This window comes from Rufibacter roseus, from assembly GCF_001647285.1.
In the GTDB taxonomy this organism is placed as follows: Bacteria; Bacteroidota; Bacteroidia; order Cytophagales; family Hymenobacteraceae; genus Nibribacter; species Nibribacter roseus.
On the sequence record NZ_LRML01000012.1, the window covers coordinates 1 to 26,184 of the forward strand.

Below are 26,184 nucleotides of genomic sequence, written 5' to 3' on the forward strand. Positions count from 1 at the left end.
GATTTCTTAAAATCAGGCCCAAAACAGACGTCGGATTTTATTTATAAAAAACCTACTCCGCCACTTACTGTAACGTGAAGGTTCTTAGCAGACTACTTCTTTTGAAGCTTGGGTAAACGGAATACGCTTTTCTTCCCCGCAGGGGAGATCATGTAGGCTTGACGCAACTGCTGAAGCCTTTGCAGAGACTCCTGCAGGTAGCTGTCACCTGACGGAAGAAACGTGTTGTTCTTTAGTAAATCTTCGATGGGCTTGCCGGCCACTTTCTTTTTAACTGCAGTGTCCATTTCTCAATTTGTTAGAGATACAGATTACAAGTATATACATTCATTCCCTAAACTCCGACAGCAACATTAACAAAATATTAATGTGCCATGACTTTCTTAAATTTGTTATACCGCAAGAATCTTAATATGTTTACTCTAATTAAAGATTTTTGTTATGAATCCACTACTAGGTTTCTTATTTTTCTTTTTAGGCCTGCTGGCTTCCCTGGTAACGTGGCTATTGAGCCTCATCTTTGGGTAGCCTCCCCCCCCCTCTTTCGTTCGTTTTCTAGAGAATACAGGGTCTAATATTTGCATTAGGTCTTTGACAGTCTCTTCTTGCCCTTTCTTAAAAAAAATGCGTTTACCTTAGCACCTCTCCGGCTTTGTTGCGTTTGAACAGCTGGTACGGTTACTAATTCTTTACGCATGCCCCAACCCTCGGCAACATCTTCCATCCGCCTGATGGCCTATATGCTTTTATTGGCGTTAGTGCTCTTAGGCGTGAAGTTTGGTGCTTTTTTTCTTACCCGATCAAATGCCATTCTAACGGATGCCCTGGAATCCATCATCAACTTTGTGACCGGTGGGGTAGCGCTGTACAGTGTGTATCTGGCGGCCAAACCCAAAGACCAGGACCACCCGTATGGCCATGGGAAAATAGAATTTCTGTCTTCAGGTTTAGAGGGCACCTTAATTGCTATAGCCGGAATAGGCATTATTGGTAAATCTGTCTACAACCTGGTTTACCCGCAGACTATTGCAAGAATTGACACGGGTATGTACCTTACGTTCTTGACAGGGGGAGCCAACTATCTTGCCGGCCGGTACCTGGTGCGGCATGGCACCCGCCACAGCTCCGTTACCCTCATCGCCAACGGCAAGCACCTGCTCTCTGACGCCTATTCCAGCCTTGGCCTTATCATTGGCCTTGCGTGCATCTACTTTACCGATCTGCTCTGGTTAGACTCTGTGGTGGCCATTATATTCGGCTCCTTCATTACCTACACCGGCTACGGACTGGTACGCAACTCAATTTCCGGCGTGATGGACGAGGCCGACCACCAGCTCATTGAGCGGATTATACAGGTACTGAACCAGCGCCGCCGCCAGAACTGGATTGACCTGCACAACATGCGCGTGATCAAGTACGGCAGCCACCTGCACATAGACTGCCATCTAACCTTGCCTTGGTATTTCAACCTGCAGGAGTCTCACAAAGAGGTAGAGCTGTTTCAGGAAACCATTGAGGAAGAACTGGGCGATGTGGTGGAACTCTTCGTTCACCTGGACCCCTGCCTGCCCCCGCTGAGTTGCCGGCTCTGCACCAAGTCAGACTGCAAAGTAAGGGAACATGTGTTTGTAGACCGGGTAGAATGGACCTTAAGTAACGTAATTGTAAACGAAAAGCACGCCCTTTAACAGCTTAGCAAACGGCCTTTATCTTGAATGCAGCCCTTTTGTTTCAGGCTTAATTTCAGAAATTCAGGCTAAAAACAGCTGCCTATTTATTCTGATTTATTTGTTTGTCCTGTCCCTTTTGGCAACCAGATATCTGCTAGTATTGGGTAATGATCTGACAAATTCTGACGGATAGTTCGGTAGCCGCTGCTGGAGAATTCCGGAGAATGCAACAGGTAATCTATGCGTAAAATTGGGTACAGCCCATTGTACGTATTACCTACTCCCCAACCGGTTTTCACAAAGGCATCTTCTAAGCCTTTGCTAATTTTATTATACGTGAAGGAAGCTGGCGGATCATTGAAGTCACCGCAAATAATGACAGGGTACGGAGAGTTCTTGATATGTTCCGCTACTTTTTCCACCTGCCGTGCCCGCTTTATAGCGCCCACCTGCAACCGCCTGATGATGTTTCTGGAGGCAGCAATTTTCTCATCGCTTGAAGGGACAGCCCCCGGGTTTTCCAGAAATTCATAGTCTTCCCGCTTAAACCGGTTCGACTGAAAATGCACGTTATACACCCTCACCGTATCCTGCCCCACCAGTAGATCAGTGTAAATGCAGAGGTTGTTAGTTTCTTCGTTAAATAGTATATTTCCTTTATGCACGATTGGGTAAACACTGAACGTGGCTATTCCCCAGTGATCGGTTTTGCGGAGAGTTTCTGTATAGGCCACGTGATTGTTTTTAGCCCGCTGCAATACTATAAGCGTGTCAAGGTTATTACGCCCCGCTTTCTTAGAAGTGTAAAACTCCTGAAAGCACACAATGTCTGGTGACTCTTCCTGCACCATCTTAAATATCTTTTCGCGGGTGCGAGGGTTTCCGCTCCACCTGTACAAATCGAAAAGACGGGCATTGAAACTGAGCACCCGCATCTGTTCCGCCTGCTCCGGCAACTCGTCTGCCAAGAGGTTCATTTGGAGCTGGGTTTTCAGGTTGTCAAAGCTTATAAGCACCGCAAACATTGATATAAAAATTGCCCGGCTTTTGACCAGTAACCAGTACAGAATAAAGAGCAGGTTCAGGAACAGTAGCGCTGGAAAAGTCAAGGCTACCAGACTGGCTACCCAAAAGAAGGAAGGGTTAATGTAAGAGGAGAAATGAGAGAGCACCAAAGCCACCGCAGCTCCTATATTCAGAAACACGATGAGTTTAAACAAGAAGCTTCTTTTGATTTTATTTCCGTGCACGCGCTCAAATATAGCAAGGATCTCCCCGCCTATAAAGATACAAATGAAGATTTTGTTTGGCTGCAAAAGAGGCTAAAAGTATACTCTTCAAAAACCAGCTAAATTTCATAAGCTGCCTCTAACCTTGTGCCATAAGGCTCGTATACTCCTTCACACGTCTTTTGTTCCGGCAGCACCTGCTATTTGAGTTGGAGCAAGTCAAAACACCTCTACTTTTTATTTAAGTAATAAGCTATATTAATTTGGCTTACTTGAATTTATTTGTTTCTAGCGCATCTTTCCTTTCACCCGTGGAACATTGTTTCCCCCACTAATCTCTGATGCAAACCTTCATTTCCTGAATGCCCTAAATTTGTCACAACCACTATTCCCTTACCAGGCTCACCAAGTACTGCCTCTTACTCTTGCATATTGCATTTCACCCGCTCATAAGCTACCTAAGCCTATCAATAATAATTTTACATCTATACTGACATACTGACATCCATTGATTTTTACCGAATATCCTATTTTAACTGAGTCAATCAATTAGAATCTTATACTTCAAGTATCACTTCACCACAGACTTCTTGTATCTTGTACTGAATATTTCATAAACAATGCGTAATAGCTGCTTTAGAAGATGGTGAGCTGCTTGCCTGTTCTGGGAGTAAAGGCGGTTAAATCATAGGGAGGCATTTCTCTTCCGGCAAAATGCTTGCGGTAAGCCACCTGGAACAGCGCCTTGATTGTTTCAGCCCACTTCCCCTCCCCTGTCATGCGTCTTCCAAACTGACTGTCGTTTAAAGAACCCCCATGGCAAGCCTTGATCTGGTTCAGAACTTTGGCCGCTCTGTCGGGGTATGCTTTATGAATCCAGTCTTCAAAAGTCTCGGCAATGGCCCCGTTAAGACGAACAATGGTATACGCCGCCGACAGGGCTCCCGCCTGAGCTGAAGCCTCCAGAATAGCGGGCACCTCATGATCATTTAAGCCTGGTATAATTGGAGCCACCATCACGTTTACCGGAATACCCGCCTCTGACAAAGCCCGCACCACCGCCAGTCTTTTGGCACCAGTAGCGGTGCGCGGTTCCAGCTTTTGCCTCACCGATTCTTGCAAAGAAGTGATAGAGATGTTCACGTGTACCAGCCGGTGGCGGTGCAGTTCCTGCAGCAGATCCAGGTCGCGTAAAACAAGGGCGTTTTTAGTGATGACGCTTACAGGGTGGCGGTACTGCAGCAGCACTTCCAGCAGCTGACGGGTAATCTTTTTCTTAGCCTCAATGGGTTGATAGCAATCTGTGTTGCCCGACAACATGATAGGCCTTACCACCCACTTCGGGTTCTCTAACTGAGCCTTCAGCACGTCTGCCGCATTCTCTTTGATGATGATCTTCTGCTCAAAATCTATACCGGCTCCTAGCCCCCAGTAGGCATGGGTATTGCGGGCGTAACAGTAAACGCAGCCATGCTCGCAACCTTGGTACGGATTCATAGAATAGGACAAACCTAAGTCAGGCGATGTGACTTCATTCACGATCTTTTTCGGGAATTCCTGAAAAAATTGCGTGGCCGTCTTCTGCTCCCATGGCTCGTCAAGCCCCTCCAGATGCTCTAATACATACTCATTCTTGAGATAGGGATTTGTTGGGTTGAACTGTGCTCCTCGTCCCTTCACCAAATCACTTTCCTGCCAAGGCCGCTTTGCTTTCGTTCCTTCCGTATGCTTATTTTCCATAGCTAAATATATTAGCTTAAAATAAACCAAGCAACTAGATAAGCTAATAAATTTAGTAAGATGTTAATCCCATATTTGCATTACAGTATCAACCCAAAACTTAGACAAACAATCATTCACTCTACCAATTCCAGAAGGCGCAACTATAAAACAGCTCTATTTCCAATACCCCATAACTTTAAAACATGCTTGTCATTTATACTGAATTTTCTAATTCCACTTTAAATTACAGAAAAATTATACCCCCTATTTTTTCAGAAATCGTAAGAGCATAGACGAGATGAATTGTTTCACCTTAACAACACCTAACTATGAAAATTCTGAAATTGAAATTAGCAGCTTCTTGTTTATTTGCCGCGACCTTTATGTTCACGGCCTGCGGAGACAGTACTGGTACCACCGCCGACAACCCAACCGTTGACAACAGCATTGGTGGAGATGGTTACAGCAGCACTGTTGAAATGCATGGCTCCGGCAATAACCACGGTGGAACAGCCGGCACCCACGGTGCCACGACTGGCTCAACTACTGACACAACCAGAGCTTCTGGAACGACGAATGGAGCTACTGGAACGAACAGACAGAACTCAGGAACAAATGGCACAACTGGAGGCACTAACGCTGGCACCGGCACCAACAATAACAACAACAACACTACAATCACCACCGATGGAACCAGTGGTGGCACAACAGGAACTACCGGCAATACCAACGGCATGTAGTAGTATAACTAACAAAAGAAAAGGGAGCGAATAAATTCGCTCCCTTTTCTTTTGTTAGACATGTTAAATAAGCCGCTTTATCACTGACATGACTTTAGCTGCTCCCTTACCTCACCAATGCTTACCTTCTGTTTTGGTGATCCGAACTCATTATGCAGATAGTTGATGATGTTAGTGATGTCAGTCTCCGTTAGAGCCGCATTGCCGGGCATAGGCTGATTATACACCACTCCGTTCACCTCTACTGGGCCACTCATACCATTCCGGATAATACAGGCTAATTCACTCCTGTTCTTGTCAGAAAAATCTGAGTTGGCCAAGGGCGGAATGATACCACGCAAGCCTTCTCCGTTTTCAAGATGGCAGCTGGCACAATGGCGGCCGTAAAGAAGCTTGCCCTCTTCTCCCCTTTCGGTGAAGCAGCCTATGAGCAGCAGCCCTACCCACACCAAGGCCAGTACATTACTTTTTGCCTTGCCCATTCTTATTCTTTTGTTCAGCCAAAAGCAGCTCCATGTCCTGCATTAGTCGATCTACGTCTTCTTCATCCAAACCATGATAGTGCCCCCTGATTCGGCGTTGCTCATCTATGAGCAAGAAGCCATCTGTGTGCTCAAATCCGCCAGGTACACTTTCGTCTTGCATGGCAGTAACGAAATAGTGTTTCTGGGCCAGGTCCATAATGGAGTCTCGGTCGCCGGTAAGAAAATGCCAGGTGTCACTTTTCACCCCAAGCCGATCAGCATAGTCACGCAGCACCGCTACGGTGTCATGACGGGGATCAATGGAATGTGAGAGCAACGCCACATTAGGGTTTCCTTTAAACTTCTCGTATACCCGCAACATCTGGCTCTTCATTTTAGGGCAGATGGAAGGACAAGAAGTAAAAAAGAAATCGGCTACGTAAATTTTACCCTCTACCGTTTTGGGAGTTACCCATTGGCTGTCCTGGTCTAGGAAGGCAAAATCAGGGATGGTATGATAAATAGTATCTACTACGGGTTTCCCTTCCACCATTTTCACATCTGGCGTGCGCGGCCCTAAAATGGGCAGTTGCCGCTCTTGCGGCTCTGAGGTGCAAGCACTAAAAATTGCTAAGCCGAATGCGGCATACACTAGTAACTTCTTCATTTTACTTAAGCTGCGCTTTTAAATCTTGGGCATGCTGCAGACTCTGCTCAATGTTTTGCTGCACTTTCTCCATTTTCTCCTTTTCCTGCTGAAGGTAGGGCACCGCCTCAGCAGGCTGCTTCAGGTCAGGGGCTTTGTAATTCCGCATCCACTGCATCATTTGCTCATCGGCCTCCGCTAGTTGGGCAATACCTGCATCAAACTTCTGCTGTAGCAAGGTATCATCTGCCAATAAAGAATCTTTCAGTGCGGCGAGTTCTTTCCGTGAATTATAAAGGTCTCCCATGTTGGCCATAACCGAATCATGTAAGGCTATTACTTCAGTCTCTAGCTCCTTGGCCATTTGTTCCTCAGAGGGCGCACAGCCAGCCAATGCCAACAGGCACACCACCAAGGAAGTTATGCTATTTCTCATTTATATATAGGTTCTAAAAATTCTGCCACAAAGGTAGAACCTGTGCCCATAGAACGCACTTTAATCTTGAAGATTATGCGTACTTAACTTTTGAGCCTTCTGCTTTCACTACAGAACCTGCCGTGCTATTGACACCGCCACTGTTTTAGAGCTATTTTCATAAAAAGAGGCCGAAAACAGAAAAGCCGCCTACAATGTTGCAGGCGGCTTTTCTGTTTTTTTTTAAATAGCTGGTTACCAACTAAAGTCTTCGCGAGAAGGCGGTGTGGAACCCTGGTTACGCACGTGCCCGCTCATGGGGTCATAGCGGCGGTTGCGGCCTTCTTCGGTTCTGTAATCACGGTCATTGCCCCAGCTCAGAGAGCCGGCCTCATTGCCGTAGTTCTCGCTATGCATTCCTTCATTTTGTTGGTCGTAATGCTGGCGTCTTGGCTCATTCCAGTTTCCTATACCCGAATTTCCTGTTGCCCCGTTGCGGTCATACAGGCTTCCCATGTAAGAATCGCCACCCATGTTGTTACCATACTGGCCACGGTTGTACTGCGACTGGGTGTTGTCGTAGATTTCGTACTGGCTGTCATCGCCGCGGCGAGATACGTCGTTAGTTCCGAAACTGTACACTGCTCCGTTTGAACCGGCTCTGTCGGCTGGCTCCCAGCCGCGGGTGCTATCTGAGCCTTGGGTGCCGTAACGGCCAGAGCCGTCGTACTGCTCGCGCTCTCCTTCTGCAAAGCTATTGTGGTCACGGTACGCGCCGTACACCTGGCGATTTACCTGCTGACGGTCATCGCGGCCGTGCCCGCTGGCCCACTGGCTTCCGTCTGACGATCCTTGGTGTGAACCGTTTCTTGAGGAGCCCCAGCCCTGGGCACCGCCAAAGCTACCCATGTTGCCGTGGTTGCGGGCAGCGCTGCGCAACCCGTTGTTACTCTCGCTGGGGAACACGTTGGGGTTGTCAAAGCGCTCGCCCTGGCGGTCTCTGTCACGGCCATAGTCGGGGCTGTTGCTGCTGAAGTTAGCCCTACGATCCTGGTCTGAGCCGTAGTAGTCACGGCTGCGGTAATCGTTGCGGATATCGTTATCGTTAAAATCATTTCTCCTGTTCAAGCGGTCGTACTCTCCTCCACGATAATCATCCTGACGATACGCTCCGCGGTATTGATCTTCATCGGAACGACGACCTTGGTTCCGGTCGCGCCCGTAGTCCTGATTCTGCTGATTTCTATTCATGAGATTAGGTGTTAAGTTAGAGTTAAACACTCTTTCTTAACGATAGCAACTGCATTTCGGTTTTTCGCCTGTTTTCCGGAAACTAAAGCCAGACTGGAAACCAGGGGCCCTTTGGCGGCAATTGCTACTTCGTTCTCAGGTTGTTCGCGTTGCTGCCGTCCAGTTTCCAGGCATCTTCTTCGTTTTCGGCTCCAATGTTTCCTACCTCTTTGCTGCCTTCGGGGGCTGGGTCAAAATAGTCGGTTTCCTGAGCCTGGATTTTACTTCCGCCCCGGTCTGGTTTGGCTATTTCCTCGCCGGTTGACTGATGCCCCTCGTTGGGAGTTGGATTTTCATCGGGCAAGCGTTTGCTTTCGTCTGCGTTGGTAATGTTATCGTTTTCAATTGGCATGATCTTCTGCATTTAAAGTTTCGGCAACCAACTCAGTTGCTTTCTCCTTTGTACGCGCGCGCCTGATTTTGTTTATTACGAAATAATGAAGAAGGGTCTGTTTTAGGGCTGTTTTCTCAAAAACAGCCCTAAAACAGACCCTTCTATCAAGGCTTGCCTCTGATTAGTTTTCGCTGAAAGGCTCCAGCTTTATTTTCTCAATCATGAGGTATTTTTTGAATTCATGCAGCATGCGGGCCATCTCCCGGTCCTGCTCCTCCATTTGCCCTTTCTCTGTGTCAGCAGATTCAATAGCGGCTTTTAACTGCTCCAGGCTTACCGCCATATGATCCCTGGCGCCTTGAGCCCTCTCCCGCAGATCTCCTTCCAGCGCATCACTCTGCATGTTTGCGTCTAGCTCCTGCAGACAAACCTCCAGAAACGGAATCATATCCCAAGGATTATTGGGCCGGTTCCACGTGAATTCAATGTTGCAGCGGCGGCACTTGTATCGGTTCATTTTCCAGCCTCTTTCATTGGTTGCCACCCCCACTTTCTTGAGCATGTCTGCTTTAGAGCAGGTGGGGCACTGGGCATGGTCTTCAATTATTCCCTTCAGGGTTTCATGCTTTTCCAGCACTTGTTGCCGGAAGGCGGCATGGTTGTATATTTTCTCGGTGAGGCGCTCACAAGCGGCATTCAAATCTTCATGTTCCTGGGTAAGTGCGCCCTCCTGGGCCAAACGCTCCCCGCGGCTTTTGAAGAAATTTATCAACTTGATCACTTCTCTTTCATTCTCTGTTAATTGCTGCTTCATGTAGAATGGCTGCTTATTGGTATACAAAGATAAGCAAAAAAAGAGGGCACCGGGGTTAGAAAGCATCCTTTAGCGACCACACCGCCGGTGAAACGCAGCATTTGGCGTGCTTAAGTAGAATGCAGGCAAAAAAAAGAAGCCTCTTCAAACGTTACCGTTTGAAGAGGCTTTTGAAAATAGGGGCAAGCGAGGCAATTGTCATTAGGTTCTGTAGCATATCCCCCAATAAGCACCAGATCTTTTGACGCTTCTACCGAGGCAGAAGTGCCCCGCCGCTCCTTTATGTCTTGTTCAGCAAACTTGTTCTGCTGTTTTAATAAGTCAAAGGTAATAGGTATTTTTTCTACTGCATTTGATTTTCGGTGAGCGAGAGATGTTTCCAGATGAATAACCCCTTTAGCGGGATGAACCAATTCACTCTCCCCATTAAATCTCCTTCTTACTCTCCTTACATTTTCAAACTTTCGCTCAAAAATCTCTTGCGCCTATAACAGCTTTACAACTAAAAGGTTCAGAGAACACAAACTTACAAAGTATAAACAGCTGCCTCAAGCCTCCTGAAAAAATGAATTTTCAGTTCTTTTTGCAGCAGCACTGCCCACCTTGCGTTGCACAATATTAAAACAAATATATAAAATAGCAAATACTAGATTTTACCTATTCAACAAATTATAAAAATATTCATATTTACAGCTATCATATTTTTTTATAATTTTAACATTGTATTTGAACCAAACTTTGATACATCAATGTTAAGCCCTCAAAATACGGTCAATTAGCATAACTTTTCTTATTTATCAGAAACTTATGCCCAGCATTAAAAATTGACCATATAAACACACAATGCAATTTATAATTTCTATGAAAAACATATACTACCCTAGTCCTAATGTTTTACTTCGGCCATCTTCCATTCTGTAAAGTAAGGCCAAAAGCAAACTTTTAACATTTACACTTCTTTATTTTATCCAGATGCGCTCCCCCCACGCAAACAATTCATTCTGGATGAAAGGCAACAAGCCAGATGTTATTCTGCCTTGGCACATTTTATCAACTAATTGATAGACAACACCTAGCAACAATTCTTTACGGCACCATGGCGCCTAGAAACAAATTTTATTACCTGCTAACGTTCCTGCTTTTCTGGAGCGTCACTTCTTACGCACAAACTTGCCCAAACACTCCAGACCCCACACTGGAAGATGCCAATGGCGGTAATTTCATTCAATGTAGTTCCGCGTTAGGGGGGCAGAGTTTCAATCTGGAGGTGACCAACAACTCCTCCACCAAGGAAACCAATCTTGAATACACCATTGACTGGGGAGACGGGACCACAGAAACATTTCCTGCTTCTTTCACCGGTGCCAGCCACACTTATTTGGCCCAGTCAAAGTTTGATCTGGTTTTTACTGTAAAAGGAGCCGAAGGATGTGTTGAAAGCAAAGTGTATCATGTATACAACGGCACTAACCCCAGGTTCGGCTTACAGAACCCAGGTGGTTCTTCTGGCTGCGTGGGCTCAACGTTTGTGTTTGCGGTAACCGGAACAGACAACAACTCCCCCAACACCACATATAAGATCTGGTTTGATGACGGGTCTGACACTTTATATTTCACCCAAAACAACATTCCCAAGTACATCACCAAAAAGTTTGACAAAGGATCTACGGGCAAGCCAGACGGTTTTACTATGTTCGGGGAGGCCATTGACTGTAAAACCTCTACCGCCACAATAGGCAGTATTAGAATTTCAGTTCCGCCAGTAGCCGATTTTAAAGTAAACCCCGGAAACACCGTCTGCACCAACTCAGCAGTTACGCTAATTGACAAATCAACAGGTGGCTACAATAGCGACAACCCTGCCAACAGCGATGCCTACCGCCGTATCTGGTCTGTTTCACCGGCCACCGGCTGGAGTTATGCCTCAGGCTCTTCGTCTTCTTCAGAAAAACCTGTTCTTCATTTCAACACGGCCGGCAAGTATGAAGTGACGCTGACAGTACGACCACTAGGCAGCAACCCTTCCTGTACTGAAAACATTGCCAAACAAACTATCATAGTTGAAGACCCTACTCAAGCGGCTTTCACTCTACAGCCTGAGAGCTTTTGTTTGCCTAGCCGAGTGGCTACCAAAAACACCACTCCGGGAGAAAATATTCAATACAAATGGTCTGTGCTTCCGGCAGAAGGCGTAACTTTTGAATCTGGTACTGCAACTGATGCCGAACCAGTTATCCTTTTCTCGAAATCAGGAAACTATAAAGTTACCTTATCTGCTACCAACTCCTGCGGCACTACTACCGCCACCGAAGAGATTGTTATCAAGGCCAATCCTACCATAACTTTACCCGCTACCGCAGCGTTCTGCGGTCCGCAAACATTAACTTACTCAGCTTCTTCTCCGGCTGTAGCTCCTGTTTATAACGACGAAAGCAGCACCATTACCCGCTACCAGTGGACGCTATCTGGTGGTGACGGTGTGCAATTTGCCGAGGCCGACATGGCAACCGAAGCCCACCCTACTATCTTATTCACCAAAAGCGGTGTGTATCAGCTTCAGGTACAAGCCTGGAATGAGTGTGGCGTCTCTACTGCCGCTACCCAAACCGTTACCATTCATGAGTTGCCTCTTGTACAGTCCGTAGAGCCCGTGATGATCTGCGAAGGTGGCACTGCCACCTTAACCGCCGTAGGCAATGGCGCCTCTTACCGTTGGTTTGCCTCTGCCACCTCTACAAAAGTGCTATCTACGGAAGCTGTATTCACTACCCCAGTTCTTAAAGCCACCACTTCCTATTTTGTTGAGGCAGTTTCAGAAAACCAATGCTTCAGCTCTACCCGCACCGAGGTAGTGGTAACTGTACAGCCTTTGCCTGCCACTCCGGCAGTAACAAACCTTACCGTTTGTACCGGCACCAGAACTGTGCTCAGTACCTCGGTAGCAGATGCTCAAATTGAGTGGTTCACCTCCTCTACCGGCGGCACTCCTTTCTTTGTAGGTAACACCCTTGACACGTTGCTTTCTGCAACCACTACCTTTTATGTAGGCAGCCGGTCAGACATAGGCAATTGCGCATCCTCTGCCCGCGCTTCCGTTATGGTAACAGTAGAAAAACCTATTTCTAATAACACCATTACTACCCTAAGCTACGGGCTGTGTATTGGCAGCACAACAAAAGAGATAGCAGCCACCAAACCAACTGGCGGATCTGGCACTCCTAAATACCAGTGGCAACGCAGCACCGATGGCGTAAACTTCCAAGACATGGAGGGAATGACAGGTCAAAACTTACCTGCCACTACCCTGCTTGAAACCACCTGGTTCCGGAGAAGTGTGCGCCTGGGTGCTTGTTCTGAAGCAACGCAGCCAATCAAAATCTCTGCCGTACCGCTCATCACTAATAATGTTATACAAGCCGACCCTCAGCCTATTTGCGCGGGCACTGTACCTCCGGCCATTACTGCCACTCAACCAGAAGGAGGAGATGGTTCAGAACCTGTATTTGTATGGGAAAGCAGCACTAGCAAAAACGGCACTTACAAAGCCGCCAAAGGAACAGGCAGCTTAACCTCTTTTCAACCAGAGGCTTTGTCAGCCAACACGTGGTTCCACCGCAAAGTTATTATCAATGGCTGCGAGAGCATTTCAGAGGCAGTAGAAATCAAGGTTAACCCACTTTCTTTACCTCCAACCGCTAAAGGTGTGACCATTTGTAGCGGCAGCACAGCCTCTTTGACTGCCACCGCTCCAAGCGGACCCTACACCTGGCACGACGCCCCCGTGAACGGCAACTTATTGCACACTGGCAACACTTTCATCACCCAGCCGCTCATCAACAACACCGACAGCCCTATTACTTTCACCTTTTATGTGCAATCTGAGGCAACCGGTGGCTGTACCGTGGAGAGAACAGCGGTGCGAGTTGTAGTGGAACCACCTATCAGAAACAACACCATTGAAGAAGTAGCCACCATTTGCGCTGGCACCTCGGCAGGTACCATTAAAGGCTCAGTACCAACAGGTGGCTCAGGCACCCCTAAATACGTGTGGGAATTCAGCACTGATACCGAACATGCAGATGTAAACAGCAAAGTCTTTAAACTAGCCACTGCGGCTAGCAAAAACAGCCAAAGCTACGAGGCAGGCGTTCTGCAAACCACTACCTGGTTCAGGAGAAAAGTGACTTTGGGCAAGTGCGTGGAGTACAGCAACGTTATTAAAATAGAAGTAACACCAGGGCTGGCAAATAACATCTTACCGGCCAACACTGAATTCTGCGAAGGTACCACCGCTCCGCTTTTACAAGAAGTAGCAGGCAAATCTGTGACCGGCGGCGACCCAGCAGAAGGTATTACTTACAAGTGGCTCATGAGCACCACCGGCGCCAACAGCGGCTTTGAAGAGGCACCAGGCGCGAACACTGCTGCTACGTATCAGCCCGAGAACCTTAGCGCCCCCACTACCTGGTTTAAGAGAGTGGCCATTTCAGGGGGCTGTTCTTTACCAAGCAACGCTATTGCTGTTCACATTATTCCGCTACCTGCTTTACCAGTAGTGAAAGCAGCAGAGATAACTGTTTGCCAAGGCGCCTCAGCTAAACTAGAAGTCTCACCAGTGTCAGGAATCTCCTACCAGTGGTTTGACCAAAGCGGAAATTCTATTGGCACCACGCCAGCAGTGACCGTTTCCAGCCAGAACATTGCAGACGCAACCACCTATACCTTTTATGTAGAAGCACGGTCTGGCAAAGGATGCTTCGCTTTAGAGAGGGTGCCGGTAAAAGTCACCGTATTGCCAGCCATTAGCGCTACAGTAGCAAGCGGAATTCAGACTGTTTGCTACGGATCGGCCCCAACTATGCCTTTAACCGCTACGGCTCCAACGGGCGGCACAGGAAAATATTCTTATCGCTGGGAATTTACCACTGATTTAAATAAACCATTCAGTCCGATTGGCGCTGCCGACACATTAGAAAGTTATTTACCAGGCCCATTAACTCAGGCCACCTATTACCGCAGAGTAGTGATTTCTGGCAACTGTGAAAGCCAGTCATCTGTGGTGCAGGTTTCTGTTGATGCACCAATCATAAATACCATTGCCATATCTGGTGGCAACGGCGAAGTCTGCTACAACCTTCAGCCAGCCATCTCTTTAGGTGGACGGGCCTCAGGAGGAGATGGTAAACTATATAAGTATCTGTGGGAATTCCGCACGAGCCCGAACCAGCCGTACAAGCGCACTTCTGCTTCAGACACACTGGCCACCTTTACTCCCGGACCCATCACTCAGGACACCTGGTTTAGAAGAGTAGTAACCTCTGGCGCTTGTACACTGGAATCAAATGTCATTTACCTGCACGTGAACCCAGTACCTGAAGCCCCATTGGCACAAGGCACCACCACCTGCGTTGGCAGCACGGCAAGCTTAAGCGCTACCGGAAACGGTGTCATTCAGTGGCTAGATGCCCAGGGGAAAGTATTGCACAAAGGTTCTTCCGGCTCAGTTTTCAGAACTCCGGTTCTTACCGAGACTACCACCTTCTACGCCCAGGTGATAAGCGATGCCCAGTGTGCCAGCACGCTTACCGCCGTTACAGTAGAAGTAGAGCAGAAGGTGACGAATAACTTCATTGAACCAGTAGAGGCCGTTTGCTTTGAGTCTGCGCCTGCTCTTTTAATAGGCAGCAACCCTAAGGGGGGCAGCGGGAAATACACCTACCAGTGGTACATCAGAACTAAGTACAAAAATTACGAGCCTATACCTAACGCAACACAGGCAAACCACCAGCACGGCATCTTAACAGAAACGGTTTGGTTTAAGCGGGGCGTTACATCTGGCACTTGTGATGAAGTATTAAGCCCTGAAGTAGAGGTAAAAGTGAACATTCCAGTAGCCGCAGGAAGCAACTACGTGAAAGCCGCACAATTCATTCCGGCCAATACTGCGCCGCGCGAGTTAGTGGGCAGCCAGATTGTTGATGGCAACCAGTATACCTATCAGTGGCACTACAAAACCGATGAAATGGCAGATTACAAAGCTATTGAAGGTGCAACTGGCATCAACTATCAGCCAGGGGAGTTAACTAAAACCACTTATTTCAGACGCCAGGTAATCATTAGCGGTTGCTTTGACTACTCGGTCCCTGTTAAAATTACGGTGGTAAGCGGCTTTGCTGACAATACCATTTCCGGAGGAGGCCAGGTGTGTTACAATGAGCCAACCAATCTAATATTAACTGGTAACCAACCTACCTATGACGCACAGGATGTGACCTACTACTGGGAAAGCAAAACCAAAAACAGAGACTACATCACCCTTACTGGCGCAGCTGCCCGCGAGAGAGACTATAAAGTTCCTGCTTTAACTGAGACCACCATCTTCCGGAGAAAGGCGGTTCTGCATGGCATCACCACCGTCTCTAATGAAATAGAGGTGATCGTGCTGGTTCCTATTACTTTCAATAACATTACCTCGCCAGAGCAAACCGTCTGCGTAGGCAGCGCACCTACAACTTTAGTAGGCTCTACGCCTAAGGGAGGTGCTGGCAGCAACTTCAGATATTTGTGGGAAAGCTCCACCAACCCCACATCAGGTTTCACCACTGCTCCTGGAGTAAGTTCTGAGAAAGACTACACCCCATCTGCTCTGCTCCGAGACACCTGGTTTAGAAGAAGAGTTATTTCCGGCAATTGCTTAAGCGAACCTAGCGCAGCCGTGAAAGTAACCACCACTCCGTTACCTAAGCCGCCAGTGGCTGCCAACGTGTTTTCTTGCGCCGGCAACACTGCTACCTTAGAGGCTACTGCTGTAGCACCTACTATTGAGTGGTATGACCAGCCACTGGGAGGCAAGCTGTTACACACAGGCACTACCTTTACCACGCCAGTACTGCATAAAACCACTACCTATTATATACAAACCGTAGCGCAGAGCTGCGCCAGTGAAAGAGTAGCGGTTACGGTAGACATTCCGGCACCAACGGCTGATGCGGGGGCTGATGTAACCATTGCCAGAGGAAAGTTTGCGGAACTGCAGGCCATTGGTGGAGTTAGCTACAGCTGGTCACCGAGCCAGGGATTGAATAATGATAAAATAGCCAACCCAGTGGCCAAACCAACCCAAACACAGCTTTACACCGTGACAGTGACCACTGCCGATGGCTGTACATCAACCGACCAAGTTCTGGTGAAGGTCATGCAACCAGTAGAAATCCCGAACGGCTTTACCCCGAACGGAGACAACATGAACGAAACTTGGGAGATTCCGGACCTACTGGACTACCCTAATTGCCAGGTACAGGTCTTCAACCGCTGGGGAAGTAAAATATTTGAATCAAGGGGCTACAACACCGCCTGGGATGGTCGCCACAACGGCCAACCGCTTCCGGCTGCCACTTACTATTATATCATAAGATTAAGCGGCCAAGAAGAGCCGATCACCGGTAACGTAACTATTATTAAGTAAGCAATAATGAAGAAGCTTGCACACCTTGTGGCCTTTCTGGTGCTGTTAACCCCAGCCATGGCCCAGCAAAAACCGCAGTACAGCCAATATTTGTTTAACAACTACCTGCTGAACCCTGCTCTTTCAGGCATAGAAAATTACACTGATGTTCGTATGGGTACCCGCAGACAATGGGTAGGCATAGAAGGCGCACCTGTCACATATTATGTCAGTGGACACACTTCTCTGGGCATGAGTGACCGCAACAGACCCCTTGGCCAGACAGGCAAAGGGTTTATACCCAAAACTCCTGTTATAGGTAACCGGAACACCAAATTCCATAAATCACGCCCACACCATGGCTTTGGAGCCATGGCTCAGGTTGACAGAACTGGTCCTTTAAGCAATACCAGCCTTAACGCAACCTACGCCTACCACCACCCTCTCTCAAAACGGATCAACATGTCAGTTGGGGTGTCTAGCGGATTAGTACAAACTAGACTTGACGGCAATGCCATTCACCTCAGAAACGAAGGAGACCCTGCGTTACAGCATGGCCGTTTATCTCAGACTAACTTTGACTTAGGCCTAGGCACCTGGATTTACTCAGACAATTTCTATGTAGGCTTTTCTGCTGCCCAACTTCTTACCGAGAAAATGGCTAAAAACGAAAACAGCGCCATAGCAAAGCAAGGGCTCCAGCCACATTACTTCGCCACCTCCGGGGTACGGTTACGCGTACGGTACGACTTGTCGCTTGAACCATCTGTCATGGTGAAAGTAGCAGCACCGAGCCCGGTTTCAGTAGACCTTAACTTAAAAGCTACTTACGCCAACCGGATATGGGCTGGAATTTCTTACCGACATAAAGACGCAGTAGCAGCTCTGGCCGGAATAAATTTAAATTACATATTAGATATGGGATACTCTTACGATCTTACTACCTCAGAACTTAGCACCGCCAGCGCCGGAAGCCACGAATTAATCTTAGGTATCAAATTACAAAACAAAGGGCGCCTCCTGTGCCCCCAGTGGCTTTGGTAGGCTAACACCTACAGCTACATATAAATCGCCCGTTTCAGGTTTGTTTTTAAAAAAGCAGGCCTGAAACGGGCGATTTATTTTTACCAGACCCTGTTCCCGTTGAAAGAACCCTCTCGTTTAACTTACCACAGCACAGACAATTATCTTACCCCTCCTCCTCCCTTTTCAGCAATTACTCAACCCAACTAATGGGACTACATTCCATCTATTATTTTAACTATCACTAGCCAAACATTATAGAGAACCCCACAACAACCCATTATTAAAACCAAATATATTGCAAACCTATTATATCAAAACACCAAAACAATATATTTAAGTTTTCCAATACTGTTTTTATATTAATAATTGTATTATTCAAACATTATAGTTATAAAATAATAACAAAATAGCGTTTAAGCGCATTTTACCAAAACTATGATTAGACAAAGCCGTTAAATCTAATAAATCAAGTTATTTGATTTTACTAAGACCTAGAACAAAACACTACCTTAAAAGCATCTTTTTTAAAAAACTAAAGTACAAATGCACTATGAAAAACTTTACTCTTACCCTGTACTTCTTATTAGCACTTGCAGTAAGTGCCGTAGCCCAAAATACTCCTCAAAACCCAGCTATGGAGAAGGCTACAACAGACCTTACCAGATTAATGGCAGAGAGCATGGCTCTAAATGAAGTTGACTATATCAAACTGAAAGCCATCAACACTGAAAGACTAACCTTAACCACAGAAGTTGAAAAACTTTACGCCGATGACGAAGTGATGCTCAATAGCCGCCTTCAAGAAATTGAGGAGGAATATGAGGAGAAAGTCTTCAAAATACTGAATAGCCGCCAAGTGGCTGCTTACGCGGAATTCAAACAACGTCCTGAAGCTAACTTTACAACGCTGACCCAAAAAATAAAAGGGCAATAGCTATAAAAACTTTACCTGAGCAATCCCCCAAAAGCGGAAGAGGGCCCCAATACTTGGGGCCTTTTTCTTTTTCACCCAACTGGCGCTGTAATAAAGTCTATACAATACAGCCGTATTGACGCGCTATAATAATCAGGCAGAGTTATTCAGTAGCTGCGGAAAATGCTACCTTTGCCCAGTTGCCATAAATCATTTATCAAAGCCCCTATCTATACAGACAGCTTTTTTGCTGTTGCTCATTTTTTACCTCTTCAAGCGCTAAATGCGTATAGACAATGAATATTTATGGGCAGCAGAACACGCTTTTAGTATAAACAACCGCCTATGGAATGGTCTAAAATATACAACCCCAAGCAGATGAACTCCTTCCAGTTCGTTGCCCTCACGGGAATTATCATGTCTGCTTTGGCACATGTACTGCTACACTTGTGGGGAAAAGAAGTTGAATCGTTCAATTACTTATATCTGTGCTGGGGAGTTCTTTTCATATTTGGCACCGTCCAGAACTTACGCCACGACCCAAGTGATGACGATCACCATCATCACCACCACCATTAAAGATGATCTGTTCAAAGAACTGCAGTAGCGTTTTGCCTGCGTTTTCTGCAAAACAGGCCTAAAACAACTCTCTTCTCTTACCTTTTCTTGCGTAGCCCGTGGTCTTCTTTTAATTTCATGGCCTATATATGCTATATGACCAGAGAAGAAGCTACTGATATTTTACACCAATACACTAAGAGCGAAAGTCTTTTGCGCCATGCCCGCACCGTTGAGTTGGTCATGAGGGCTTACGCTCAGCAACAAAATCAAGATCCGGAGCTGTGGGGTAACACTGGCCTCTTGCACGACGCAGATTATGAAGCCTACCCTGAGCAGCACCCGCAGGTAATTGTAAACCTACTAAAGGAAAAAGGCGAACCTGAAATGGCTCACGCTATTTCGGGGCACTACAGCCATTGGGGTGTTCCGCACGAAAGTCTGCTAGACAAGGCACTACTTGGCTGTGATGAGATTACCGGCTTTGTAGTAGCCTGTGCACAGGTCCGGCCACAGCGCCTGGAAGGCTTAGAAGCTAAATCTGTACTTAAGAAATTGAAGCAAGCCAGCTTTGCCGCATCTGTAGACCGTGGCGAAGTAAAGTTAGGCGCAGAGTTACTTGAAGTAGACCTAGCCCAGCATATTGATTTCATTATTAAGACGCTACAGCCGCACGCCCAGGAACTGAACCTGAACCCAGTACCCTCAGGAGGGGATTAACGCCCCTTCTTTGAGAAACCGCATAAGGTTCTTCCGTTGTTTTAGCCTTACTTTTCGTAAAAGACGTCTAAAACAACTGGAGGCTTCAATTTTCAAGGAGTTATACCTAATAGCTCCACTTATATTCCTTAAATGGCAGAACCAGAAGAAGACTATACTGAAGACTATTACCACGCTTACTTTGGGCAAAGTGCAGATTATTACCTGCGCAAGCTGGAGCAGTACCAGAATGGCCGAAAATTCACTTTTAACCTTGGAGCATTTTTCTTTTCTATGCTCTGGATGCTATACCGCAAAATGTTTATTCCGGCTCTGGTATACCTTGGCTTGGTAATAGCACAGGGCATGATCATTGTTTCCCTTACAGAACGAAGCATTATAACCAAAGAAACCGCCTTGTACATTGACCGTGGCATGACCTTAGTATGGGGCATTGTGGTTGGCTTTTTGGGCAATTACCTCTACCTGCGGCAAGCCGAAACCAAAGTTAACCGCCTGAAAAGAACCAGCCTTAGTCCACAGGAACGGGTAGATCGGCTGCACCAGATGGGGGGCACAACCTATATGCCTCACATTCTGCTGGCCCTCATTCTATTGATGAGTGTTCTGTTCAACAGGTAACTCAAAGTTTATAGTGCAAAGAAACGTGAGCGGCGTGTGGCACAGAATCGGGTAAACCAAGGAATCAGCTTTAAACAAATCATTTGAGGTTGGTTTTTCCGTATAGAGAAGAAACCGAAGGCCTGAGCAGGGTTTTCGGCATCTTCATTTCAGACATTAGCACGGAAAAATGCGCTCACCCAAACGCTACTTCAGAAATACAAAGGCTCCTGTACCATCTCACCAGACATCAACCCGAAGGGTAGTGACCAAAAGCCACGAGGTCACCACCTCCAGAAAGAGGGTCGTCATTGGCAAAAGGCAGCGCCGGTTACGGCAAGGTTCCGCGGTAAAGGGAGCTGAAAACCGATTAAAAGGCTTCAGGCAAGCCTCGGTATTGGCTGTGGCCATTACGGGTTTTATTCTCATGCTTATCTCTCCTAGCGAGGCCGGGCTTGGTTTTCAAGACGACACCACGCTGCAGGAGACGGAAGTAGTGGTGGTTGATACGCTTTCTGACTCTCTAGACTCCGCCGCGGTAGATTCCCTGGCGCTGCAGGCGCCACAGTCAAGTCAGGAAGCCACCGATGAAGCCCTCAGCGCCATTCAGAACCTCTGGAACAGCTTTTTTTACAACCTGCCTAAAATATTGATAGCCCTTGGAGCACTGTTGCTTGCCTGGCTTATTGTAAGGTTGGTAAAAACGCTGCTTCGGAAAAGCATAGGGCACTGGCATAGCTCCGGGGCCATTATTACCCTCATTACTATTTCCATCTGGCTTTTGGCAATTGGTATAACAGTCAGTATTGTGGCCGGAGATATCAGAGCGTTGGTTGGCTCTTTTGGCTTGATCGGTTTGGCATTGTCATGGTCGTTGCAAACACCTATTGAAAGCTTCACGGGTTGGCTGCTCAACTCTTTTCAGGGGTACTACCGGGTAGGCGACCGCATTAGGGTAGGCGAAGTGTTCGGAGATGTGTACCGCATAGACTTTTTGACCACGACCGTCTGGGAAATTGGCGCCCCCTATGCCCCGGGCTTTGTGCAGGCAGAGCAGCCTACCGGCCGTATGGTCACGTTTCCGAACAATGAAATCTTGTCTGGCACCGTCATCAACCTCACCGGCGACTTCCCCTATGTCTGGGATGAATTATCCGTGGCCGTAGCCAACGAATCTAATTTAAAAATTGCGGCTGATGTAATAGAAAACGTAGCTTCAGATTTATTAGGGAACTATATGATGGAACCCGCCCGTCAATATGGCAAGCTGCTGGAACGTGTGGGAATCTCTGACTCCGTTTCGGAAAAGCCCCAGGTATTTGTTTCTCTGGAAGATTCCTGGACAAATATCACCACCCGCTATTTAGTGGGTGCGCGTGAAAGAAGAAAGTGGAAAAGCGACCTGACTTTTAAAATCACCCAAGAGCTGAACAAACCTGAGTACACAGGCATTATCATACCCGTTTACCCAAGGCAACAGGTTCAGTTTATCAATCCTGAGGGTGCCCCTGTTACCGTCTCTTCCTTTAAAACCCCTGAACCTGGCACAGGCAAAATTGAGGGAGAGGATTAGTGAAGTAGCTTTCATTGCCAAGGAGAGGATGGTCGCTCTGTAAGCTTGGGGGCGCAGTGTGAGTGATTCGTGGCGGAGAATCACTCGCACAGAAACTCAGCCCCTTACGAGACATGACTTTGGAACCCCTTGCTTAGACCTGCGCTACTTTGAACGGTTTAACTTCAACTTGTTCCCAAACCTTCTGCAGAATGTATGGCTCCTGGTCAAGGTAGTTCTGCAGGTCAGCCTCTTGCTCAAACTGCATGACCATGGTAGAACCTATCATCTTGTCTTCAGAACTTAAATGAGCACCACCTAAGATGAAGTTGCCATTTTCTTTCAGCTTTTTCACCCCCTCTAAATGCGCAGGCCGGGCTGCCATTCTACGATCTAAGGCACCTGCATCGGTATAATCTATGCCAGTAATCAGATATTGTTTCATAGTATTCAGAAGATTCAGTTAAGCCGTAAAGGTACTAGTTAGGCACCAAACCATTCCACTAAAAACGCTCCTGATTCTTGCGAAGCTGCTTTGGAGCCATTTTTCCAAAAACTGCCCTAAAACACAATTTTTAGAAACTGAAGCAGAAAGCAGCCTGACGCCACACAATTTATTGACATGAAATAAGCTTCTCCCGCTGATTTCTTGTAAAGAACTTAATTACGAGCTAGAAAATAGCTCCAATTCTATTACAAAAGTTTGTCGCTAGTACTCCTTTCAAAATGCCAGAAGTAAGAAATTTGAACTAGTAAAGACTTGGTGCAATCTGTAGAGACTGTCTTCTATTTTTCATCTTTAGCTCAAACATTGGCTACATTTTCTTTTTTTACCTCAGCACATTAAACCTTTGAGGCCTAGCGTTATCTAAAAGCAGGAGTTAAAGCTTAGGAAGTGGCGGAGGTAGTGCGGCTTAACTCTTTACCAAACGTCTTTTACCTGTAAACTCAACAGGCACATGGCCTGAAGGCATTAATGAAGAAACTTTTCCTCCTGAGCATTTTTGCGCTTTTAGTCTGTTTTTCCTCCACAATTGCCGCTTCAGGGGCCAACACTTCTGTATCTTTTACTAAGCGAAGTCAACATAATTCTACTACAGTAACAGGCGTGGTGCAAGATACCACCAGCAAACAAGCAGTAGGCTTTGCCACCGTGGCGCTGCAAGACAAGGAGGGCAAAAACCTGACCGGCACCTCTGCCGATGAAAATGGGAAATTCAGTTTGCCGCAAGTAGCACCGGGCAAATACAACCTCGCCATCAGTTTTATTGGGTATCAAACTAAAATTTACCCTATTACGGTTTCTAGTGGCGCAACCACTTTAAACGTAGGTACCATTTTATTAGAAACCGACAGCAAGAAACTGGAAGAGGTAGTGGTTACCGGTGAAAAAGACCTGGTGCAGGAAACCGATGACGGGCTGGTGTACAACGCCGAAAACGACATCACAAACATTGGAGGCACAGCCGCCGATGTGCTGAAAAAAGTACCGCAGCTCTCTGTTGATTTAGACGGAAACGTAGAGCTGAGGGGCAGTAACAAAGTACGCATACTTATTAACGGCAAACCTTCCTCTATTTTAGGCGACAATTTGGCTGAGGCGCTGGAGCAGATTCCGTCTGACATGATCAAAAGTGTTGAGGTAATTACCAGCCCCTCCGCAAAGTATGACGCCGAGGGCAGTGCCGGGGTAGTGAACATCATCACGAAGCAAAGCAATCTGGAAGGCATGACCGGATCTGTAACGGCCACCACCGGTAACCGCGCCAATAGGCTGAACACTCACCTGAATGTCCGCAAGAAAGGACTGGGTGTGAGAGCCAGCGTGGGCGGCAATTTCAACGACCGCTTCGGCGATTCTGAATCAGAGCAGCAGTATTTTATGGAGGAAGATCAGGTGCTTTATGCCTCAAAACAAATAAGACAGACCAGCACTTTTGACAACACCGGCCGCTCACTGTTTTCTCAGCTGGGCGCTGACTATGACTTCAATGAGAAGAACAACCTGAGCGCCAACATGCGGGTAAACCGCTCCGGCAGCCTGAACGAGCGCATCTTGAACTCTATTGAAACAAACGCCGATGGAGCTCTGATCCGGCAGTACAACCGCAACATAGACAATGTGGGCCAATCGCGCAGCGTTGACCTGAATGTGCGCCACAAAAAGAAATTCCATAAGGAAGACCAGGAGCTGGAACTGATGGCTATTTACAACACAAACCAGCGCAACAGCGACTACAGCCTTGACCAACAGAACGCCGATGGTGTAATTGATTACCTGGAGCGGAACGACAACCACGGCACAAACCGAGAAATGGTCTTTCAGGCTGACTACTCTCACCCGTTTGACAAGTGGGGGCATCTGGAAGTAGGCAGCAAGGCGGTACTCCGCTCCTCGGCCAGCAACTACCAGTTCTCTTCGGCACGGTCACCAGAAGCACCGTTGGAGGTAAACCCGGCCCGGTCTAATGTGTTCAACTATGATCAGGATGTGTACTCCTCCTACTTCTCGTACCGTTACCGCCTAGATAAGAAATATGTGCTGCGGTTGGGCGGGCGCTATGAGTACACCAACGTTCACGGTCATTTTGCCACCACGGGTTCTACCATTGACCGACCGTTCAGCAACTTTATGCCCAACATCATGTTCCTGCGCAATTTCGAGAACAACCAGCGCATCAGAATCAGTTACTCCACCCGTATACACCGGCCCGGCATTTGGCAGTTAAACCCTTACCGCAACGAAAGCAACCGCATCAACATCAGGTACGGCAACCCCGAGCTGGAATCTGAGCTGACGCACAACACTGACCTTAGCTACAGCTGGTTTATCAAGCGCACCAGCGTATCGGCTTCGGCGTATTGGCGGCAAACGAACAATGACATTGGGCACTACCAGCTTCCGGTGGTAGAGAACGGTGACACCATTCAGCACACTACTTACCGCAACCTGGGCAAAAACGCCTCTTACGGCACCAACCTCTCCCTGAACACCCGATTTCTGGAGAAAGGGCAGTTTGGCGCCAACTTCAACATTTTCTACAACGACCTGCTCATTGACAACGGAACCACCACACTGCGCCGCTCCGGGTTTATGTACAACATGAGCTCCAATGCTTCTTACCGTTTCCAGAAGGAGTTCAGCGTACAGGCGGCTGGCTCATATAATTCTGGGCGCATGTCGTTGCAAAGCAAAAGCACCCCCTTCTACTCGTACAGCATGGGGCTACGCAAACAGTTCATGAACCGGAAAGCCAGCCTTAGCCTGAACGTGGAGAATTTTCTGTTCAGCAACAACACCATTCAAACCACGGTGCGTAACCCAAACTCGGTGAACAGCAACTTCAACAACAACTACAACCGCATTGTGCGCCTGAGCTTTAACTTCCGGTTCGGCAAAATGGAATTCAAGTCTGACAAAGTGTTGAAGAAACTGGTAGACGAGCCTGAGCAGAAAAGAGGCTGAGTTTTGGGGCTGTTTTAGACCTGAATTTCTAAAACCAAGCCTAAAACAGGAAAAATGAGCGGGTGTTACGCCAGCTTTGCTGGGCTTACGTAAGAAGTTGTACTTTTACACCCAACTTGAACCTGCTTTATGACCAACAACGACATCATGAAAAAGCTGCGCGTGGCCCTGCAACTGCGCGATGACGACATAATCAACATTCTGAAGCTGGTGGATTTCAACGTGACCAAAAGTGAATTAGGCGCTATATTCCGGAAAGAAGACCACCCCAACTATAAACCCTGCGGAGACCAACTGCTGCGTAACTTCCTGAATGGCCTTGTCATACACATGCGCGGCACCCCAGAAGAAAAGAAAGCCGCACCAGCCAAAAAACCGTACCGCAAGACTAATTGATAGTTGATTGTTTGTTGCTGATTGTTTTTTGGCATCTATTTGAGCGACTGACTTTTCATAATTTTGTTGTGCGTAGAGTTAGCGTAGCGCTCTACGCACCTACCGTACAGCCAATCTCCCGATTGGCATTTTTAAATTTTCAATAGACTTTGGCAGATCTCAAAGGCAAGCTGCAGTAGCACGGG

The 26,184-nt window shown here is 47.2% G+C and carries 21 protein-coding genes; 11 read left to right on the top strand and 10 right to left on the bottom strand.

What is annotated here, in order from left to right:
• Positions 1-92: 92 nt before the first annotated feature.
• Entirely contained in the window at positions 93-287 is a 195-nt protein-coding gene (locus A8O23_RS16100; protein WP_066623348.1) for a hypothetical protein, read from the bottom strand.
• A gap of 408 nt (positions 288-695) precedes the next feature.
• Here A8O23_RS16100 and A8O23_RS16105 point away from each other — a divergent pair, with 408 nt between their 5' ends.
• Complete coding sequence (locus A8O23_RS16105; protein WP_066623350.1) at positions 696-1,688, top strand: cation diffusion facilitator family transporter; 993 nt, start codon at positions 696-698, stop codon at positions 1,686-1,688.
• An 86-nt stretch (positions 1,689-1,774) separates the two neighbouring features.
• On the opposite strand, the gene A8O23_RS16110 is transcribed toward A8O23_RS16105, so the two are convergent.
• Complete coding sequence (locus A8O23_RS16110; RefSeq protein ID WP_153042249.1) at positions 1,775-2,890, bottom strand: endonuclease/exonuclease/phosphatase family protein; 1,116 nt, start codon at positions 2,888-2,890, stop codon at positions 1,775-1,777.
• Positions 2,891-3,535: 645 nt separating this feature from the next.
• The gene (locus A8O23_RS16115) at positions 3,536-4,639 is read right to left on the bottom strand and encodes a PA0069 family radical SAM protein (RefSeq protein ID WP_066623356.1); all 1,104 of its coding nucleotides are present in this window, start codon (positions 4,637-4,639) and stop codon (positions 3,536-3,538) included.
• 311 nt (positions 4,640-4,950) lie between these two features.
• On the opposite strand from A8O23_RS16115, the gene A8O23_RS16120 reads away from it, so the two are divergent.
• Positions 4,951-5,361 carry a hypothetical protein gene (locus tag A8O23_RS16120; protein WP_066623359.1) on the top strand — a complete coding sequence of 137 codons (411 nt, stop codon included), beginning with the start codon at positions 4,951-4,953 and terminating at the stop codon, positions 5,359-5,361.
• Between the two features lie 80 nt (positions 5,362-5,441).
• On the opposite strand, the gene A8O23_RS16125 is transcribed toward A8O23_RS16120, so the two are convergent.
• From A8O23_RS16125 to A8O23_RS16150, 6 genes are all read right to left on the bottom strand, one after another.
• Entirely contained in the window at positions 5,442-5,843 is a 402-nt protein-coding gene (locus A8O23_RS16125; protein ID WP_066623362.1) for a c-type cytochrome, read from the bottom strand.
• A complete protein-coding gene (locus A8O23_RS16130) occupies positions 5,824-6,492 on the bottom strand; it encodes an SCO family protein (protein WP_066623367.1) in 669 nt (222 codons plus the stop codon). Before A8O23_RS16130 ends, A8O23_RS16125 begins: the two co-directional genes overlap by 20 nt.
• Before the next feature lies 1 nt (position 6,493).
• On the bottom strand, positions 6,494-6,907 hold the full coding sequence (locus tag A8O23_RS16135; RefSeq protein ID WP_066623370.1) for a hypothetical protein: 414 nt from the start codon (positions 6,905-6,907) through the stop codon (positions 6,494-6,496).
• 234 nt (positions 6,908-7,141) lie between these two features.
• Entirely contained in the window at positions 7,142-8,137 is a 996-nt protein-coding gene (locus A8O23_RS16140) for a hypothetical protein (RefSeq protein ID WP_066623373.1), read from the bottom strand.
• 124 nt (positions 8,138-8,261) lie between these two features.
• Positions 8,262-8,540: a hypothetical protein gene (locus A8O23_RS16145; protein WP_066623376.1), complete on the bottom strand. Its 279-nt coding sequence runs from the start codon at positions 8,538-8,540 to the stop codon at positions 8,262-8,264.
• A gap of 151 nt (positions 8,541-8,691) precedes the next feature.
• Positions 8,692-9,324: a hypothetical protein gene (locus A8O23_RS16150; RefSeq protein WP_066623610.1), complete on the bottom strand. Its 633-nt coding sequence runs from the start codon at positions 9,322-9,324 to the stop codon at positions 8,692-8,694.
• A gap of 1,096 nt (positions 9,325-10,420) precedes the next feature.
• Here A8O23_RS16150 and A8O23_RS16160 point away from each other — a divergent pair.
• From A8O23_RS16160 to A8O23_RS16185, 7 genes are all read left to right on the top strand, one after another.
• Positions 10,421-16,789 carry a gliding motility-associated C-terminal domain-containing protein gene (locus A8O23_RS16160; protein ID WP_066623382.1) on the top strand — a complete coding sequence of 2,123 codons (6,369 nt, stop codon included), beginning with the start codon at positions 10,421-10,423 and terminating at the stop codon, positions 16,787-16,789.
• A 6-nt stretch (positions 16,790-16,795) separates the two neighbouring features.
• On the top strand, positions 16,796-17,812 hold the full coding sequence (locus A8O23_RS16165) for a PorP/SprF family type IX secretion system membrane protein (RefSeq protein ID WP_066623384.1): 1,017 nt from the start codon (positions 16,796-16,798) through the stop codon (positions 17,810-17,812).
• A gap of 532 nt (positions 17,813-18,344) precedes the next feature.
• Positions 18,345-18,728 carry a hypothetical protein gene (locus A8O23_RS16170; RefSeq protein ID WP_066623387.1) on the top strand — a complete coding sequence of 128 codons (384 nt, stop codon included), beginning with the start codon at positions 18,345-18,347 and terminating at the stop codon, positions 18,726-18,728.
• 324 nt (positions 18,729-19,052) lie between these two features.
• The gene (locus A8O23_RS21240) at positions 19,053-19,286 is read left to right on the top strand and encodes a hypothetical protein (protein WP_074988413.1); all 234 of its coding nucleotides are present in this window, start codon (positions 19,053-19,055) and stop codon (positions 19,284-19,286) included.
• A 135-nt stretch (positions 19,287-19,421) separates the two neighbouring features.
• On the top strand, positions 19,422-19,985 hold the full coding sequence (locus A8O23_RS16175; protein WP_066623389.1) for an HD domain-containing protein: 564 nt from the start codon (positions 19,422-19,424) through the stop codon (positions 19,983-19,985).
• A 132-nt stretch (positions 19,986-20,117) separates the two neighbouring features.
• Positions 20,118-20,606 carry a DUF2628 domain-containing protein gene (locus A8O23_RS16180; protein ID WP_066623396.1) on the top strand — a complete coding sequence of 163 codons (489 nt, stop codon included), beginning with the start codon at positions 20,118-20,120 and terminating at the stop codon, positions 20,604-20,606.
• 169 nt (positions 20,607-20,775) lie between these two features.
• The gene (locus tag A8O23_RS16185) at positions 20,776-22,158 is read left to right on the top strand and encodes a mechanosensitive ion channel family protein (protein WP_082883119.1); all 1,383 of its coding nucleotides are present in this window, start codon (positions 20,776-20,778) and stop codon (positions 22,156-22,158) included.
• A gap of 133 nt (positions 22,159-22,291) precedes the next feature.
• On the opposite strand, the gene A8O23_RS16190 is transcribed toward A8O23_RS16185, so the two are convergent.
• Complete coding sequence (locus tag A8O23_RS16190) at positions 22,292-22,582, bottom strand: YciI family protein (protein WP_066623398.1); 291 nt, start codon at positions 22,580-22,582, stop codon at positions 22,292-22,294.
• Between the two features lie 531 nt (positions 22,583-23,113).
• Between A8O23_RS16190 and A8O23_RS16195 the strand changes: the two genes are divergently transcribed.
• The gene (locus tag A8O23_RS16195) at positions 23,114-25,603 is read left to right on the top strand and encodes an outer membrane beta-barrel family protein (protein ID WP_066623400.1); all 2,490 of its coding nucleotides are present in this window, start codon (positions 23,114-23,116) and stop codon (positions 25,601-25,603) included.
• A 129-nt stretch (positions 25,604-25,732) separates the two neighbouring features.
• Positions 25,733-25,999, top strand: coding sequence for a DUF1456 family protein (locus A8O23_RS16200; protein WP_066623403.1), 267 nt, complete (start codon positions 25,733-25,735; stop codon positions 25,997-25,999).
• Positions 26,000-26,184: the final 185 nt, after the last annotated feature.